Raw genomic sequence first — 16,307 nt, forward strand, 5'->3', positions numbered from 1 at the left:
TCATGGGAAGAAAAATATTATTAGACAAAATAAACGTTCCGGGAATCAAAACTTACGAAGTATACCGCAAAGAAGGCGGTTATGCATCTGTAGAAAAAGCCCTAAAAAAAATGACTCCGGATGAAGTAGTTGAAGAAGTAAAAACTTCGGGACTTCGTGGTCGTGGTGGTGCTGGATTTCCTGCCGGAATGAAATGGAGTTTTATCGATAAGAAATCAGGGAAACCACGTCATTTGGTTTGTAATGCTGACGAATCTGAACCTGGAACTTTCAAGGACAGATTTTTGATGGAATATATTCCGCATCTCTTGATTGAAGGGATGATTACATCGAGTTATGCATTGGGTGTCAACCTTTCCTACATCTACATCCGTGGAGAATATATGTGGGTATACAAAATTTTGGAAAGAGCCATCGCCGAAGCAAAAGCTGCCGGTTGGTTGGGTAAAAATATATTAGGTTCAGGTTATGATTTGGATTTATACGTTCAAATTGGTGCCGGAGCTTATATCTGTGGAGAAGAAACCGCATTAATTGAAAGCTTGGAAGGGAAACGTGGAAATCCTAGAATTAAACCACCATTCCCAGCTGTTTCGGGACTTTGGGCGAATCCAACGGTTGTAAATAATGTAGAAACTATTGCTGCTGTGCCGTGGATTATTAACAATTCAGGTGCTGATTATGCCGGAATCGGAATTGGTCGTTCAACTGGAACCAAATTAATTTCAGCTTCGGGAAACATCAAAAATCAAGGTGTTTTCGAAATAGATTTGGGATTATCAGTATACGAATTCATGAATTCTGATGAATATTGTGGTGGAATGCAAACCGAAAGACCATTGAAAGCATTGGTTCCCGGAGGAAGTTCAGTTCCTGTTTTACCAGCGAATTTAATCTACAAAACCGCTGCAGGTGAAGACCGTTTGATGTCATACGAAAGTTTATCAGATGGTGGATTTGCCACAGGTTCAATGTTAGGTTCGGGTGGATTTATCGTTTATGATGACAGAGCTTGTATAGTTAGAAATACTTGGAATTTCTCAAGATTTTACCATCACGAAAGTTGTGGTCAATGTACACCTTGCAGAGAAGGAACAGGCTGGATGGAAAAAGTATTGTGGAGAATCGAAAACGGTCAGGGCCGTGAAGAGGATATCGAATTATTGTGGAGCATCCAGGCAAAAATTGAAGGAAATACGATTTGTCCTTTAGGTGATGCCGCTGCTTGGCCAGTTGCTGCTGCCATTCGTCATTTCAAGGATGAGTTTGAATACCATATCCGTTTCCCAGAAAAAGTAAAAAATAGAGATCATTTTGTGACTAAACCGTTTTCAGAAGTCTTAATGTCGAAAGTCTAAAAGTCATAAAGTAAAATGGGGAATTTTAAATCTTTTGAAGAAATTAATTCTTGGCAGAAAGCCAGACAGTTTAATAAAAAGATTTATGAAATAACAGATAATCAAAATTTAAAAAAAATTTTGATTTGGTCAGACAAATAAGAAGAGCATCAATCTCAATTTCTTCTAATATAGCAGAAGGATTTGAAAGAAATACAGATAAAGAATTTATACATTTTTTGTATATAGCTAAAGCATCTGCAGCAGAAGTAAGGTCGCAATTGTATTTAGCATTAAATTTAAATTATATTGAAAAAACTGAATTTGAAGAACTATTTAACGATGGTTCGGATATTTCAAAATTAATAAGTGGATTTATTAAATATTTGCAAAGTAGTCAAAAGTCGTAAAGCCAAAAGTCATAAAGTCGAGTAATCCGACGCATTGACACTAAGACTTAAGACATTAAGACATTAAGACTTAATATAAATGAAAGTAATCATAGATGGTCAGGAAATTGAGGTTGAAGCAGGAACAACAATACTGCAGGCAGCTCGCATGATTGGTGGAGAAGTTGTTCCGCCAGCCATGTGTTATTATTCTAAACTAAAAGGAACCGGAGGCAAATGCCGTTGTTGTTTAGTAGATGTCACTAAAGGAAGCGAAGCCGACCCAAGACCAATGCCAAAATTAATGGCATCATGTGTAACGGGTTGTCAAGACGGAATGGAAATCGCTAGCAAATCTTCGGACAGAGTTAAAGAAGCACGAAATGCGGTAACTGAATTCCTTTTGATAAATCACCCTCTAGACTGTCCAGTGTGTGACCAAGCAGGTGAATGTGATTTACAGAATTTAAGCTTCGAACACGGAAAATTACAACAGCGTTTCATTGAAGATAAAAGAACTTTTGAGCCGGAAAATATTGGTGACAAAATTCAATTGCACATGAACCGTTGCATTGTTTGCCAACGTTGTGTAGAAGTGGCTGACCAATTAACAGACGGAAGAGTTCACGGCGTATTGAATCGCGGTGATCATTCACAAATTTCGACTTGTGTTTCGGCTGCTATTGATAATGAATTTTCAGGAAACATGATTGATGTTTGTCCGGTTGGTGCTTTGACCGATAAAACGTTCCGATTCAAATCGAGAGTTTGGTTTGATAAACCTATGAATGCTCACAGAGATTGTGACAAATGCTGCGGAAAAACTACGCTTTGGATGTTCGGAAACGAAATACAGAGAGTAACGGCTCGAAAAGATGAATTTCATGAAGTAGAAGAATTCATTTGCAACACCTGTCGTTTTGACAAAAAAGACGTTGCTGATTGGGTAATTGAAGGACCACGTAAATTCGAAAAAGATTCGGTTATCAACCAAAACAAATATTACGGTAAAATCGATGCCGTTGTTATTAATACCGAAAAAGGAATTCTTGAAGGAAGAGCTATCGATCGCAAAAAAATAAGCATGGCTGAAATAGATTACAACGAAAAAATTGATGGTAACCCTATAAATTCGAATAAAAATGAATAGTGCGTTTATTATAGAAAAAAGTATTTTCATTGTAATTATTTTTGCATTTACCATGGTTATGGCAATGTATTCTACTTGGGCAGAACGTAAGGTGGCGGCTTTTCTTCAAGACCGAGTTGGTCCCAATCGTGCGGGTTGGGGAGGTTTATTACAACCCCTTGCCGACGGTATGAAATTGTTTGCCAAAGAAGAATTTGAACCTAATACCAAAAATAAATTTTTATTTTTTGTTGGACCCGCAATTGCGATGAGCGCCGCCCTAATGACTAGTGCCGTAATACCGTGGGGTGATAAATTAATAATTTTTGGAAGAACTGTCAAACTGCAAGCTACGGATACAGATAGCGCTTTACTGTACATTTTTGCTGTGGTTTCTATTGGAGTTTACGGAATTATGATTGGTGGCTGGGCATCAAATAATAAATTTTCATTGATGGGTGCTGTACGTGCTGCTTCGCAAATGGTTTCTTATGAAGTTGCCATGGGATTGTCGATTATTGCATTAGTAATGATGACGGGCACCTTAAGTTTAAAAGAAATTTCTATCCAACAACATGGATGGCATTGGAATGTTATTTATCAACCAATTTCATTTTTAATTTTCTTGATTTGTGCTTTTGCAGAGACCAATAGAACGCCTTTCGATTTAGCAGAGTGCGAATCAGAATTAATTGGTGGTTATCATACAGAATATTCATCTATGAAAATGGGGTTTTATTTATTTGCTGAATATGCTAATATGTTTATTTCGGCAACCATAATTTCGATATTATTTTTTGGAGGTTATAATTATCCTGGGATGAGTTGGGCTGCCGAACATTGGGGTACTAATAGTGCCAATGTGATAGGGATTTTTGCTTTATTTATAAAATTATGTTTCTTTATCTTTTTCTTTATGTGGATCAGATGGACGATACCGCGTTTTAGATACGATCAATTGATGAATCTAGGTTGGAAAATTTTAATTCCGCTATCTATTGCCAATATTATTATAACAGGAATTTGCATTTTAGCTTTTAAATAAGATACAGCAATTATGTCAACAACAATACAAAGCTTATCGCTTTCGGGTCATAAAAAGCAAGTTTCCAACAAGGAAATGACCTTTTGGGAAAGACTATATCTGATAGCCATCGTTAAAGGATTGCTTATCACTATCAAACACTTTTTTAGAAAAAAAGCAACGATACAATATCCAGAACAAGTGCGAGAATTTAGTCCTGTTTACCGAGGACAGCACATGTTAAAACGCGACGAACTAGGTCGTGAAAACTGTACCGCATGTGGTTTGTGCGCGCTGTCTTGCCCTGCGGAAGCCATTACGATGAAAGCTGCCGAGCGTAAACAAGGAGAAGAACTATTGTATCGCGAAGAAAAGTATGCCGAAATCTATGAAATCAATATGTTGCGTTGTATTTTCTGCGGTTTGTGTGAAGAAGCTTGTCCAAAAGATGCTATTTACTTAACGCTCTCCAAAGAATTAGTTCCTGCGAGTTACAAACGTGAAGACTTTATCTTCGGAAAAGATAAATTGGTTATGCCTCTAGAAATGGCTCTTAAGAACGCTCAACTTAAAAACACCAACTAATGTCGCCCATAACAATTATATTTTATTTTCTATCGGCCATTACCTTGGCTTCAGCATTTTTAACCATTTATAGTAAAAACCCCATTCATAGCGCTATTTACTTAGTGATTTGTTTCTTCTCTATTGCTGGACATTATTTATTATTTAACGCACAGTTTTTGGCAATCGTTCACATTATTGTCTATTCGGGTGCAATCATGGTACTCTTTCTTTTTACCATCATGTTAATGAATTTGAATAAAGAAGACGAAGTCCATAAGCCCCGAATTACGCGTCTTGGCGCGATTACCGTTTTTATATTGACGAGTGTGGTTTTGGTAACTATTTTTATCCATTCCAAAACTATTATGGGCGATTATGACTCGTCTGGTGAAGATTTTCAGTCTATCAAAAAATTAGGAGTTGTTTTGTTGGATGATAAAAACGGTTATATGGTGCCGTTTGAATTTGCTTCAATCCTATTGTTAGTTGCCATGATTGGCGTTGTTTTATTGTCTAAAAAAGAAAAACCCGAAAAATAAGATGAATAATATTTTAAATCAAATAGGTATTGAAAATTATATATTTCTTTCGGTACTCTTATTTTGTATCGGAGTTTTTGGGGTTTTGTACAGAAGAAATGCTATCATAGTATTTATGTCTATCGAAATTATGCTGAATGCTGTAAACCTTCTGTTTGTAGCCTTTTCAACGTACCATCAAGATGCCGAAGGACAAGTATTTGTGTTTTTTTCTATGGCGGTTGCCGCAGCAGAAGTTGCCGTTGGTTTAGCAATTTTAGTTTCGGTTTACCGAAATGTTGGCTCTATTGATATAGCAAAATTAAAGAACTTAAAAGGATAATCTGGAATGGAAAAAAATTTAGCTTTACTATTACTCTTATCACCGTTTGTTGGATTTATTTTCAATATTTTCTATGGGAAAAAAGTGAGCAAAACTGTTTCTGGAGTAATCGGAACATTAACAGTGGTGGTTTCTTTCTTCATGAGCATTTGCTTTTTTACGCAATTACAACAATCAGGAAAACCTTTTGAAATTTCATTATTCGATTGGATTTCGGTTCATAATTTCAAATTAGATTTCGGACTTTTATTAGACCAACTGTCATTACTTTGGTTGTTATTCGTTACCGGAATTGGTTCACTAATTCACTTATATTCTATCAGTTATATGCACGATGACGAGAATATGCATAAATTTTTTGCGTATCTCAATCTGTTCGTGTTCTTTATGATTACGCTTGTTGTAGGAAGCAACTTATTGGTAATGTTTATCGGTTGGGAAGGCGTTGGATTGTGTTCCTATTTATTAATCGGATTTTGGTATAAAAACCAATCGTTTAACGATGCCGCGAAGAAAGCGTTCATCATGAATCGGATTGGGGATTTGGGTTATTTGATTGGCATTTTCATTATTGGAACCTTATTTTCAAGTCTGAATTATATGGAAATAAAACAAGCTCTTGCAGTTGGAAATGTACATACAGCGTGGCTTGGAGTTGGAACTTTATGTTTATTCATTGGAGCTTGCGGAAAATCAGCTCAATTACCTCTATACACTTGGTTACCCGATGCAATGGCTGGACCGACACCCGTTTCAGCATTAATCCACGCAGCGACGATGGTAACCGCTGGAATTTTTATGGTGACCCGATTGAATTTCTTATTTGATTTAACGCCAGGAGTACAAAACATCATTGCCATTGTTGGAGCAACAACTGCCTTGGTTGCTGCTTCCATTGGTTTACTTCAAAACGACATCAAAAAAGTATTGGCCTACTCTACTGTTTCACAATTGGGATTGATGTTTTTGGCACTAGGATTGGGAGCTTATAATGTTGCTGTATTCCATGTAATCACGCATGCCTTTTTTAAAGCTTGTTTGTTCCTTGGTTCTGGTTCTGTAATTCACGGATTGCATGGTGAACAAGATATGCGAAAAATGGGTGGTTTGCGCAAAGCGATGCCAATCACTTTTTGGACTATGATGATTTCAACTTTAGCCATTGCCGGAATTTTTCCATTTGCAGGTTTTTGGTCTAAAGATGAAATCCTGATGGTAGCTTTTGAGCACAATAAAGTATTATGGATTGTTGCTTCGATTGCTTCTATTATGACTGCCTTTTATATGTTCCGATTGATGTATCTGACCTTCTTCAAAGACTTCAGAGGAACCGAAGAACAAAAAAATAATTTACATGAAAGCCCAAGTTTGATTACTATTCCATTAGTACTATTAGCGATTTTGGCATTCATTGGTGGCGCGATTAATTTACCGGGAAGCAATTGGTTAAACCATTTCATAGAACCAATTTTAGTTGCAAAACACGAAGAACACGCGTTAGGAAATCAGGAATATATGTTAATGGGAATTGCATTAACAGGTTCGATTTTAGGAATTATTTGGGCGTATTCAAAATACATCAAACAAAGTTTTGTATCAAAAGAAGATTCAAAAATTACAGGTTTTTCTAAAATAATTTATAACAAATATTACGTGGATGAATTTTATACTTTCCTTATTATAAGACCGATAAACAGTTTGGCTAATTTCTTTAGAACAACATTTGAACCCGCGATAGGAAAAGTAGTTTTTGGTCTAGGAACTGCTGTCAACGGAATTGGAACACAAGGTAAAAAATTGCAAACCGGAAGTATTGGTTTGTACTTATTTGTATTTGTGATTGGCGTTCTCAGCATAATAACTTATTTATTTATAGCTCAATAATTTCACATAATGAATGTAACTACTATACTATTATTACTTCTTGTTGGTTCTATTGTCACGTTTTTAGCGGGAGATAAATTAGCTTCTAAAGTTGCACTTTTTTTCAGTTTGGGTGCATTAGGTGTGTCTTTGTATTTGTTGAACTTGTACAATAAAGGCTGCATAATCAGCTTCATGGGAAGTTGGATTGACAACCCGAAGGTTGCTTTAGCATTCAGTGCTGATGGTTTATCTATTGCAATGGTTTTATTGACCACAGCCTTGACTCCGTTGATTATTTTTTCCTCCTTTGGGAATAGCTTTACAAACGCTAAAAGTTTCTACGCTTTAGTACTTTTCATGACGTTTGCCATGACGGGAACCTTTTTAGCCGCTGATGGATTGTTGTATTATATTTTCTGGGAATTGGCTTTGATTCCTATTTACTTCATCGCATTGATTTGGGGTAATGGCAATGCTGAATCACGCAAAAAAGCAGTTTTGAAATTCTTTATCTATACTTTAGGAGGTTCGTTATTCATGCTGACTGCTTTCGCTTATTTATACTCAAAATCAGGAAGTTTTTTACTGGAAGACTTATACAAATTGAACCTTAACGCTAACGAACAATGCTGGATATTCTTCGCATTCTTCCTTGCGTATGCCATTAAAATTCCGATAATTCCTTTCCATACTTGGCAGGCAAAAGTCTACCAAAAAGCACCAACGGTTGGAACGATGCTTTTATCAGGAGTTATGCTAAAAATGGGATTGTACAGTGTTATTCGTTGGCAATTGCCTATTGCTCCAGTAGCTGCTAAAACTTACATGCCAATTTTAATTGGGTTGAGTATTGCTGGAGTAATTTATGGCTCAATAGTGGCTTTACGCCAAAAGAATTTGAAAAAATTATTGGCGTATTCGTCATTGGCTCACGTTGGTTTAATCGCAGCAGGTTGTTATACTTTGACTCTTGACGGATTAAGTGGCGGGGTTTTGCAAATGATTGCACATGGATTTGTTATTGTTGGATTATTCTTTGCTGCTGAAATCATCTTTAGAAGATATGAAACAAATAAAATTGCTGACTTGGGCGGTATTCGTACACAAACCCCAAAATTCACATCTATGTTTATGATTTTGGTTTTAGCTTCGGTAGCTTTGCCAGGAACATTCAATTTTGTCGGAGAATTTACGGTTTTGTATAGTTTGAGCCAAGTTAATATTGGGTTTGCCGTTTTGGGTGGTACGACCATTATTTTAGGTGCTTATTATATGCTGAAAATGTTCCAAAACACAATGCTTGGCGAAACCAATCCTAAAATTTTTGCAGACATTACAGTCAACGAAGCTATTACATTCACCATTATAATTGCTTTCTTATTATTCTTTGGACTGTATCCAAAACCAATCGTGGATTTGGTAACTCCAAGTTTAAAAGAAATTTTATCAAACATTAATAGATAGTCCAAAAATGAATACATTAATCGCCATATCGGGTTTAGGTGTTTTTTGCCTTATCGCAGAAATCTTTAATTTAAGAAAACTGTTAGTTCCGTTTGCCTTGCTTGGTTTATTCGTCATTCTTGGACTCAATATTTCCGAATTCAATGCACCTTCAGCGTACTATAATAACATGGTTGTAGTAGATAAATTTTCGGTGGCATTTTCTAGTTTATTTATCATTTTAACGATTTTTTTAGTTGCCTTAAGTGGCGATTTCTACAAAGATCATCCCACAAAACTTTCCGATTTTATAGCTATCAAAATTTTCTTGTTAGCCGGTAGTGTTGCCATGGTTTCTTTTGGAAACTTATCAATGTTTTTTTTAGGAATTGAAGTATTATCTATTTCACTTTACATTTTAGCGGCAAGTCGAAGATTGGATGTAAAAAGTAACGAGGCGGGTATGAAATATTTCTTGTTAGGTTCTTTCGCATCTGGAATAATCTTATTTGGAATATGTTTAATTTATGGAGCTACAGGCTATTTTGACCTTGCTGAAATCAAAGATTTATCTTCTGGGGCTGGCTTACCGGTTTGGTTTCCAATAGGAATTACCTTGATGCTTATCGGAATGTTATTCAAAATCGCAGCTGCACCGTTTCATTTTTGGGCACCCGATGTTTACGAAGGTTCGCCATCAATGACGACGGCTACAATGAGTACTTTAGCAAAAGTGGTGGCTATGGCAACGTTATACAAATTATTAATTGGAATGACATCATCATTATCACCAACATTTGAAATGGTTATAGTGGTTATTTCAATACTATCAATGACGGTTGGGAATATCATGGCGTTGCGCCAAAAAAATGTAAAACGAATGTTGGCTTTTTCTGGCGTTTCGCATGCGGGATTTATGCTTATGGCACTCTTAAGTCTATCAACAGCGGCAAGTATGCTTTTATATTATACCGCCGCTTATGCCTTGTCTGGTATTGCGTCTTTTGCCGTAATTATTTATGTTACTAAAGACAAAAACAACGAAGATATTGACAATTTTAATGGTTTAGGAAAAAGTAATCCTTTGATGGCGGCAATTTTAACTGCTTCGCTTTTATCAATGGCAGGAATTCCTGTTTTTGCAGGGTTCTTTGCGAAGTTTATGCTGTTCAGTCAAACTATAAAAGCAGGATTTCTTGTTGTCGTAATTGCAGGAGTCATCAACTCAATCATCAGTGTAGGCTATTATTTTAAACTGATTATAGCCATGTATACCAAAGAAGCTACTAACGAAAAAACCACTGTGCCATTGGTATATTACGCGGTGGCTTTCCTTGCCATTTTACTTAATATATTGATGGGTGTTTATCCTTCATTTGTAATCAATTTATTGAATTAAAATCCTCTGCTTCTAGATTTCTAACTTATTTAACTATCCAATGAAATATACTCATTTAACCAATACTGACTTGAGAGTTAGTAAAATTTGTCTTGGCACAATGACTTTTGGTGAACAAAATTCTGAAATTGATGCTCATGCTCAATTAGATTATGCGACAGAAAATGGAGTGAATTTTATTGATACTGCTGAAATGTATCCTATTGCGGCACGAGAAGCAACACTTGGTAACACAGAAAGGTATATTGGAACATGGCTGAAAAAAACAAGCAAAAGAAGTGAGTTGGTTATTGCTACAAAAATTTCTGGACCAAACAGAAAAATGGAATACATCAGAAATCCATTAGATTTTTCGAGAAAAAATATTCACGAAGCTGTTAATTTGAGCTTAAAAAATCTCCAAACAGATTATATCGATTTATATCAAATGCACTGGCCAGAGAGAATTATGAATATGTTTGGACAACGTGGTGTTTCCAAAATTGATAACCAGTGGCAAGAAAATTTCTTTGAAACATTAACGGTTTTTGATGGTTTAATTAAAGATGGGAAAATCAAACACATTGGTGTTTCCAATGAAAATCCGTATGGTGTGATGAAATTCATTGCCGAAAGCGAAAAACATAATTTACCAAGAATAGTAACTATTCAAAACCCGTTTTCATTATTAAATCGTTTGTATGAAGTAGGACTTTCAGAAATTGGAATGCGGGAAAATATTGGATTATTAGCTTATTCGCCTTTAGCTTTTAGCATTTTGACTGGCAAACACTTGAACGGAACTCAACCCAATTCACGTTTAGGCTTGTTTCCACAATTTTCGAGATACTCCAATGACAATTGTCATAAAGCAACAAAACTATATCAAGAATTAGCTGTTGCTAATGGATTGTCTTTAACCCAAATGGCGTTGGCATTTGTAAACCAACAAGACTTTGTAACATCAACTATTGTTGGAGCGACATCTATCGGTCAGCTTCAAGAAAATATCACAGCTTTTGAAACTGTTTTAAGTCCTGAAATCATTTCAGAAATAAACATCATTCAGGAATTAATTCCAAATCCTGCTCCTTAAAATCTAACATCAAAGATTATAACAAAAAGAGCGCAGAAAATATTTTTTTGCGCTCTTTTTTTAAGGTTTCAATTTTTAGTTATTCCGCCATCAATTTAGACTGATATTGATTTCCTTTAAAATCTTCGACAGTAATCAAATACATTCCTCTTGACAACGAACTGATATTTACAGCCGAAATGTCATTGTTTTCAAGTGATTTTGTTAAGAGTAATTTACCCGTTAGGTCGTATATCTTCACATTAGAAAGTGTTATTTCTGTACTGTTTTTAATAAAAATTTCTGTTTTTGCTGGATTTGGATAAAAACTTAATCCGTTTTTGTTAAAGTCATTGGTACCGAGCGAAGAATCAATAATTTTATAAACTGTTCCGCCACCAGTTACATAAAGTTCTCCATTTTTATCTTCTCCAAAAGTGGTTATAACACCAGGAGAATCTAATGCCCATGTTATGGTACTTCCGCTTCCCGTGAGATACCCAATTTCAGCGGTGCAATAATCGGCGAAAAAATATTTGTTTCCAAAATTGGGATACATTGTACCCGTATAAAAATAGCCCCCCGTAATAGAACATCTGCTGGAAGTGTGTCCGTATTGTGTAACAGGCGCAACAGTCGCAGCATAAAGAGGACAAGTTCCAGATGAGGTATCATAAGTAAGATTACCTTCATAACAACGCCATCCAAAATTTAATCCTACTGGTAAGGGGCTCGTAATGTGATCTATTTCTTCGGCTAAACCTTGACCCACATCGGCAATCCACAAATCACCGTTTAAGCGATTAAAAGAAAATTTCCAAGGATTTCGCATTCCAATTGACCAAATTTCATCATTCCCTGCAATACCAACATAAGGATTGGTTGGAGGAATTCCGTAAGGAAATGCAGAGTCGACATCAATTCTTAATATTTTACCCAAATTTTCGTTGATGTTTTGAGCTCTATTTTCGGGATCACCAGCTGCACCACCATCTCCCATTCCAATGTATAAGTAACCATCGGGACCAAACTTTATACTACCCCCATTGTGATTGCTGTAAGGTTGTGAAACGGTGAATATTACTGTTCCGCTTCCTGCATTAGCAACATTGGGATCAGTAGAAACGGTATATCGTGCGATAACTGTTGCGCCATCACCAGCACGAGTATAGTTTACATAAAAATAGCCGTTGGTAGCATAGTTGGGATGAAAAGCTAAACCTAACAATCCTCTTTCGCTACCTGTAATAATAGTAGCGGTGGTTAATGTTAAAAATGGCGTAGCATTTACCGTTCCGTTGGCGTTAATCACTTTAATGATTCCGCCTTGTTGTACTAAAAAAAGTCGAGCATCGTTAACAGGATGCGTTATTTCTGTTGGTGAAGTAAATCCGGTAGCAAAACTTTGTAATGCTACTGTTTGAGCATTCGCTGTTAAGGTAAAAAAAGCGATAATAAGTAGTAATTTTTTCATAACTAAAATGTTTTATTTGTAAAGTTAGGAATAAAAACTTTAAAATCATACGGTTATAAAAAAACGCAACAGTTGCGGATTGCATTTTAAGTTTTTACAAATTGTCTAAAATTTTATCTTTCGGATATTTAACCCGATAACTAAAACGAATTTTCTTGGTTTCATTTGGATTAAGATTTAAGTCCCAGGTTAAAATTCCAGTTTCTTTGTTTTCCTTGGCATTGTCGCTTTGCGCGAGTTCGATTTCGATTTCTTTGTCGGTGCTCACCGGATATTGATCTTTTAAAGTCAAGTTAGCGACTTCTTTTTTGTTGTTTCTGATGGTGATATCATACGTAAATGTTTGTTCTTTTTTGGAAGATAAAAAACGTGTTCCCGATTTGTCAACCACTTTTTCGCGTTTGATAGTTATTTTTTTATCCCTTCCCATACTCAAGTTCAAAGAATCCGAAGTTTGATTGGGATTAATCATCGTTTTGCCCACATACAATCCTTCAAAGATAATATTGGCATCGCCTGGCAACAAGTTGTATTTAGAATAGTCCTTGATTTCTGCCAAAAGAAAAGCATCTTTATCTACTCTAGGAGCAGCATAATATTTATATGTCGCTGGCAATTTAATTTCTTTCAGTGCCACACTGTGCGGCTTACCATTAGACAAAATATCATACGGAATATCAATATCAAAAGAAACGTTGAGTTGGGTTTCATTGATATTAGTGTGATTTGAAATTGAATTTGCTCCTCTTATTTTTATATCTTTTTTCTCTTTACGACTATATCCTTGAACAACAACTTCTTCCAATTTACTTACTTTAGCATCATAAACATTCCCTCGATAATTATTAAAATCATTTACTTCATCTTTGTTTTGATATCTCAAAAACCAAGAACTCAAAATCGGCGCCTTATTATTCTGATTTGGGTTTCCAGATGACAAAGTAAGTTTTACTTTTTTCCAATCTATTCCTGTGTTTTGGGTGACTTGTGCTTTATACATCATATTGATTGGTGTTGTGATATTCTCGGCGCGCAAATCATAAAAAGGATTCCAAGAAGCGTTGTTGGTAATGTAATTAATATCCAAGTTTACGACGCCTGCAATTTCATTCATCACTTGAATAATCAACTTCCCTTTCGAATTCTTTTCTTCATTTTTGGTGTTAATTTCGAGTTTGTTGTTTAGGTTTTTGAGTTTAAATTTTAGTTTAGTTTCTTTCTCTTTCAGAGTAACAACGGCATTGTCAAGTTCAGTTCGTTTGGTTTTATAGAAATCTACCAATTTCATCAATTCGGTTACGTTCATACCTGTATTGGTTCCAGCTACATTCTGATTGGCATCTAAAAGTGCTATTGTTTGTTGGTTAGAATAGGTTTCAATTTGCACTTTCTTGATTTCTTTTTCGGTCGAAGTAATACTGTCGCGTACTTTTTTAATCATCGGATTGGTTTCATCAATTTCATATTCTGAAATATAATTTTGTGTAAACTGCACCGATAAAACGGTAACCGAATTAGGAGCGCCAATCTGCATGGTGCTTTCGTTCAAATAATCGGCAACGTTTTTAATCACAATTTCACTTGTTCCCACCGGAAGATTTAAGGCGGTAGTTTGCGATAATTCGGCAGCATTAAAATAAACGGTTGCTGCTTTGACCTTGGCAGTGGTAAAAATGGGTTTTTGTGCGGAGGCAATTGTGGAAATAAATCCCAGACAATAAAAAAGGTATTTCATACAATTCGTTTTAAAAAATTTGTACTAAAATAACATTTTAAGCTATTAAAAACGGTTAAAATCTTATTTTTTTAAAATTCAAAATCATTAGTATCGTGGCTATCAATTACTTTAGTCCTTGCTTTTTGTTTTAAAAAAGATTGCGCAGCTCCAGAAATAGCTAAAGGGAAATTGCCAATTGTATCGGTTGAAGTCAATAAATTTCTGCGAAACATAAGATTTGTTAAGAATTTTTCTTGTTGTTTTGGTCCAAGTTTCAATCTATTATTTGCATCAAAACGATACATAAAACCTTTCGGATTTGGTATGATTGTTGCCAAAAACAAACATTCATTTACATTCAAATCACCCGGCGGCTTTTGAAAGTAAAAATGAGATGCTTCGCTGATACCGTAAATGTTTGGTCCCCATTCGATGATGTTAAAATATACTTCGAGCATGCGTGTTTTGGTGCTGATATGATTGTTTTCTAAAATGTAAACCAAGAGGATTTCTTCAAGTTTTCTCGACAATGTTTTTTCACGCGTTAGGAAAACATTTTTTACCAATTGCATGCTGATGGTACTTGCGCCACGCGAGAATTTCTTGGTTTTGATATTTTTAGTTATCGATTCTTTAAAAGCTTCATTGATAAAACCCCGATGTGTCATGAATGAGGGATCTTCGCTAGTCAAGACGCATTTTTGTAAAAATGGCGACATTTCGTTTAACGGTGTATAATTTTTATTCCCGAAACCTACTAAAATTGGGCGTTGAAAAATACCCTTGTCATTAGCCCGATAAACAAATTCGCCATTGATTTTGTTTAAATTGGCTTCGCCATATTTAGTGATTTTTAAATTTTGAGGTTTAAGTTTGCTTTCAAAAATAAGGGCTTTTGGTTTGTGATTATTGAATTCGAAGTTAAGTACATAACTGAAATTTCCTTGTGCTTGCATACCCTCAAAATGGCGAAATAATCCCATAGGCAAAGAGGAGATAAAATCTTGAGCTTTCATTTTTGGAATGTTCAATTGGAGCGCATAGACTTTGTCTTTCTCGTTGGTATAAGAAATGCGCATTAGACATTTTGTACTGTTCAAACATAACATTGATGTAGTATCAAGCGCCATAAAACGTTTGCCAACAATAAAATGATAATCAAAACGAGCGTTTGTGACTACTACATCTTTCTCTGCAATTTTGGGATGGTTGACCATTAAATCTTGAATAGAGGAATACCCATCAATGTGCAATACGCCACTGTTCATCGCAATATTTTCTAAATTGAAGTGTATGGATTTTAAACCTGTTTTCAGGTTGAATTTTCTGTTCAAATACGGAATTCGAATCGCGTCACCTTGAGCGCTAAAAAATTGCAAATCGGCTTTTCTATATCGGGGATCAGCAAAACCGTTGATGCGCCATTGTTGTGAAAAATTATCAGACGTAACTAAAATAAGCGTGTTGAGTTTTTTATCGGCTAAAGCCAATTGATTAAAATTGAAATCAACTTTATTTCCTTGGTCGTTAATTTTGAAAGCAAAACCTTTCACGCTCATGTCTGTTGGAACTAAATCCATCATTTTTGAACTGATGCGATTTAAAAGTTGGGCATAATTAACTTGTTGATTTTTCTTATTGTCTTTTTTGGAACGAAGAAACGCATCAAAATTGCTACCGTATTTGGTTTTTACCAATTGAATATAGCCTTTATTAATCTCTAGTTTTCCGAGTTGAATATCGCCCACTAAAAGTTTCCATAAACTGACACTCGTTTTCATTTCGTCAATACTAACCAAGGTATCAGCTTGATTTGGAACCAAATATATATGCTGAAATATTATTGTATTTAACCCCTGAAACTGGGCATTTTTGATGGTAAAATGACATTGATAATCTTTATAAAGTGAAGTATCAATGCGATGGATAACTTTTTCTAAAATGGTATTTCTCAAAGCTAATAACAATACTATTCCCAATAGCGCTATGACGCCAGCTATTTTGAGAACTACTTTTGTTCTGTGTTTTGTTTTTTTCATTTTATTTT

Annotated in this window: 14 protein-coding genes; 11 read left to right on the forward strand and 3 right to left on the reverse strand. The window is 35.4% G+C overall.

Features of this window, described 5'->3' with window-relative positions:
* Positions 1-2: 2 nt before the first annotated feature.
* The 11 genes from nuoF to Q0Q96_RS06255 all read left to right on the forward strand — a co-directional run bounded on the left by nuoF (position 3) and on the right by Q0Q96_RS06255 (position 11,090).
* Entirely contained in the window at positions 3-1,358 is a 1,356-nt protein-coding gene (nuoF, locus tag Q0Q96_RS06205) for an NADH-quinone oxidoreductase subunit NuoF (RefSeq protein ID WP_293872369.1), read from the forward strand.
* A gap of 125 nt (positions 1,359-1,483) precedes the next feature.
* On the forward strand, positions 1,484-1,747 hold the full coding sequence (locus Q0Q96_RS06210) for a four helix bundle protein (RefSeq protein ID WP_293872370.1): 264 nt from the start codon (positions 1,484-1,486) through the stop codon (positions 1,745-1,747).
* A 79-nt stretch (positions 1,748-1,826) separates the two neighbouring features.
* Positions 1,827-2,876 (forward strand): 2Fe-2S iron-sulfur cluster-binding protein, encoded by a 1,050-nt coding sequence (locus tag Q0Q96_RS06215; protein WP_293872371.1) that lies wholly within the window; start codon positions 1,827-1,829, stop codon positions 2,874-2,876.
* Entirely contained in the window at positions 2,869-3,900 is a 1,032-nt protein-coding gene (nuoH, locus tag Q0Q96_RS06220) for an NADH-quinone oxidoreductase subunit NuoH (protein ID WP_293872372.1), read from the forward strand. The genes Q0Q96_RS06215 and nuoH overlap by 8 nt, the downstream gene beginning before the upstream one ends.
* Positions 3,901-3,912: 12 nt before the next feature.
* Positions 3,913-4,464, forward strand: a complete 552-nt coding sequence (locus tag Q0Q96_RS06225) for an NADH-quinone oxidoreductase subunit I (protein ID WP_293872373.1) — start codon at positions 3,913-3,915, stop codon at positions 4,462-4,464.
* Positions 4,464-4,985 (forward strand): NADH-quinone oxidoreductase subunit J, encoded by a 522-nt coding sequence (locus Q0Q96_RS06230; protein WP_293872374.1) that lies wholly within the window; start codon positions 4,464-4,466, stop codon positions 4,983-4,985. Before Q0Q96_RS06225 ends, Q0Q96_RS06230 begins: the two co-directional genes overlap by 1 nt.
* Before the next feature lies 1 nt (position 4,986).
* The gene (nuoK, locus tag Q0Q96_RS06235) at positions 4,987-5,307 is read left to right on the forward strand and encodes an NADH-quinone oxidoreductase subunit NuoK (protein WP_293872375.1); all 321 of its coding nucleotides are present in this window, start codon (positions 4,987-4,989) and stop codon (positions 5,305-5,307) included.
* Between the two features lie 6 nt (positions 5,308-5,313).
* Positions 5,314-7,191: an NADH-quinone oxidoreductase subunit L gene (nuoL, locus tag Q0Q96_RS06240; protein ID WP_293872376.1), complete on the forward strand. Its 1,878-nt coding sequence runs from the start codon at positions 5,314-5,316 to the stop codon at positions 7,189-7,191.
* A 9-nt stretch (positions 7,192-7,200) separates the two neighbouring features.
* Positions 7,201-8,637, forward strand: a complete 1,437-nt coding sequence (locus Q0Q96_RS06245; RefSeq protein WP_293872377.1) for an NADH-quinone oxidoreductase subunit M — start codon at positions 7,201-7,203, stop codon at positions 8,635-8,637.
* A gap of 7 nt (positions 8,638-8,644) precedes the next feature.
* A complete protein-coding gene (locus tag Q0Q96_RS06250; protein ID WP_293872378.1) occupies positions 8,645-10,015 on the forward strand; it encodes an NADH-quinone oxidoreductase subunit N in 1,371 nt (456 codons plus the stop codon).
* Positions 10,016-10,055: 40 nt separating this feature from the next.
* Positions 10,056-11,090 carry an aldo/keto reductase gene (locus tag Q0Q96_RS06255; protein ID WP_293872379.1) on the forward strand — a complete coding sequence of 345 codons (1,035 nt, stop codon included), beginning with the start codon at positions 10,056-10,058 and terminating at the stop codon, positions 11,088-11,090.
* Positions 11,091-11,169: 79 nt separating this feature from the next.
* On the opposite strand, the gene Q0Q96_RS06260 is transcribed toward Q0Q96_RS06255, so the two are convergent.
* The 3 genes from Q0Q96_RS06260 to Q0Q96_RS06270 all read right to left on the reverse strand — a co-directional run.
* A complete protein-coding gene (locus tag Q0Q96_RS06260; protein ID WP_293872380.1) occupies positions 11,170-12,543 on the reverse strand; it encodes a PQQ-dependent sugar dehydrogenase in 1,374 nt (457 codons plus the stop codon).
* 94 nt (positions 12,544-12,637) lie between these two features.
* Positions 12,638-14,278: a DUF4139 domain-containing protein gene (locus Q0Q96_RS06265; RefSeq protein ID WP_293872381.1), complete on the reverse strand. Its 1,641-nt coding sequence runs from the start codon at positions 14,276-14,278 to the stop codon at positions 12,638-12,640.
* A gap of 71 nt (positions 14,279-14,349) precedes the next feature.
* Positions 14,350-16,307, reverse strand: a 1,958-nt coding sequence (locus tag Q0Q96_RS06270) for a biosynthetic peptidoglycan transglycosylase (protein WP_293872382.1), incomplete at its 5' end; no start/stop codon positions are given.

The organism is Flavobacterium sp., from assembly GCF_025352015.1.
Classification (GTDB): Bacteria; Bacteroidota; Bacteroidia; order Flavobacteriales; family Flavobacteriaceae; genus Flavobacterium.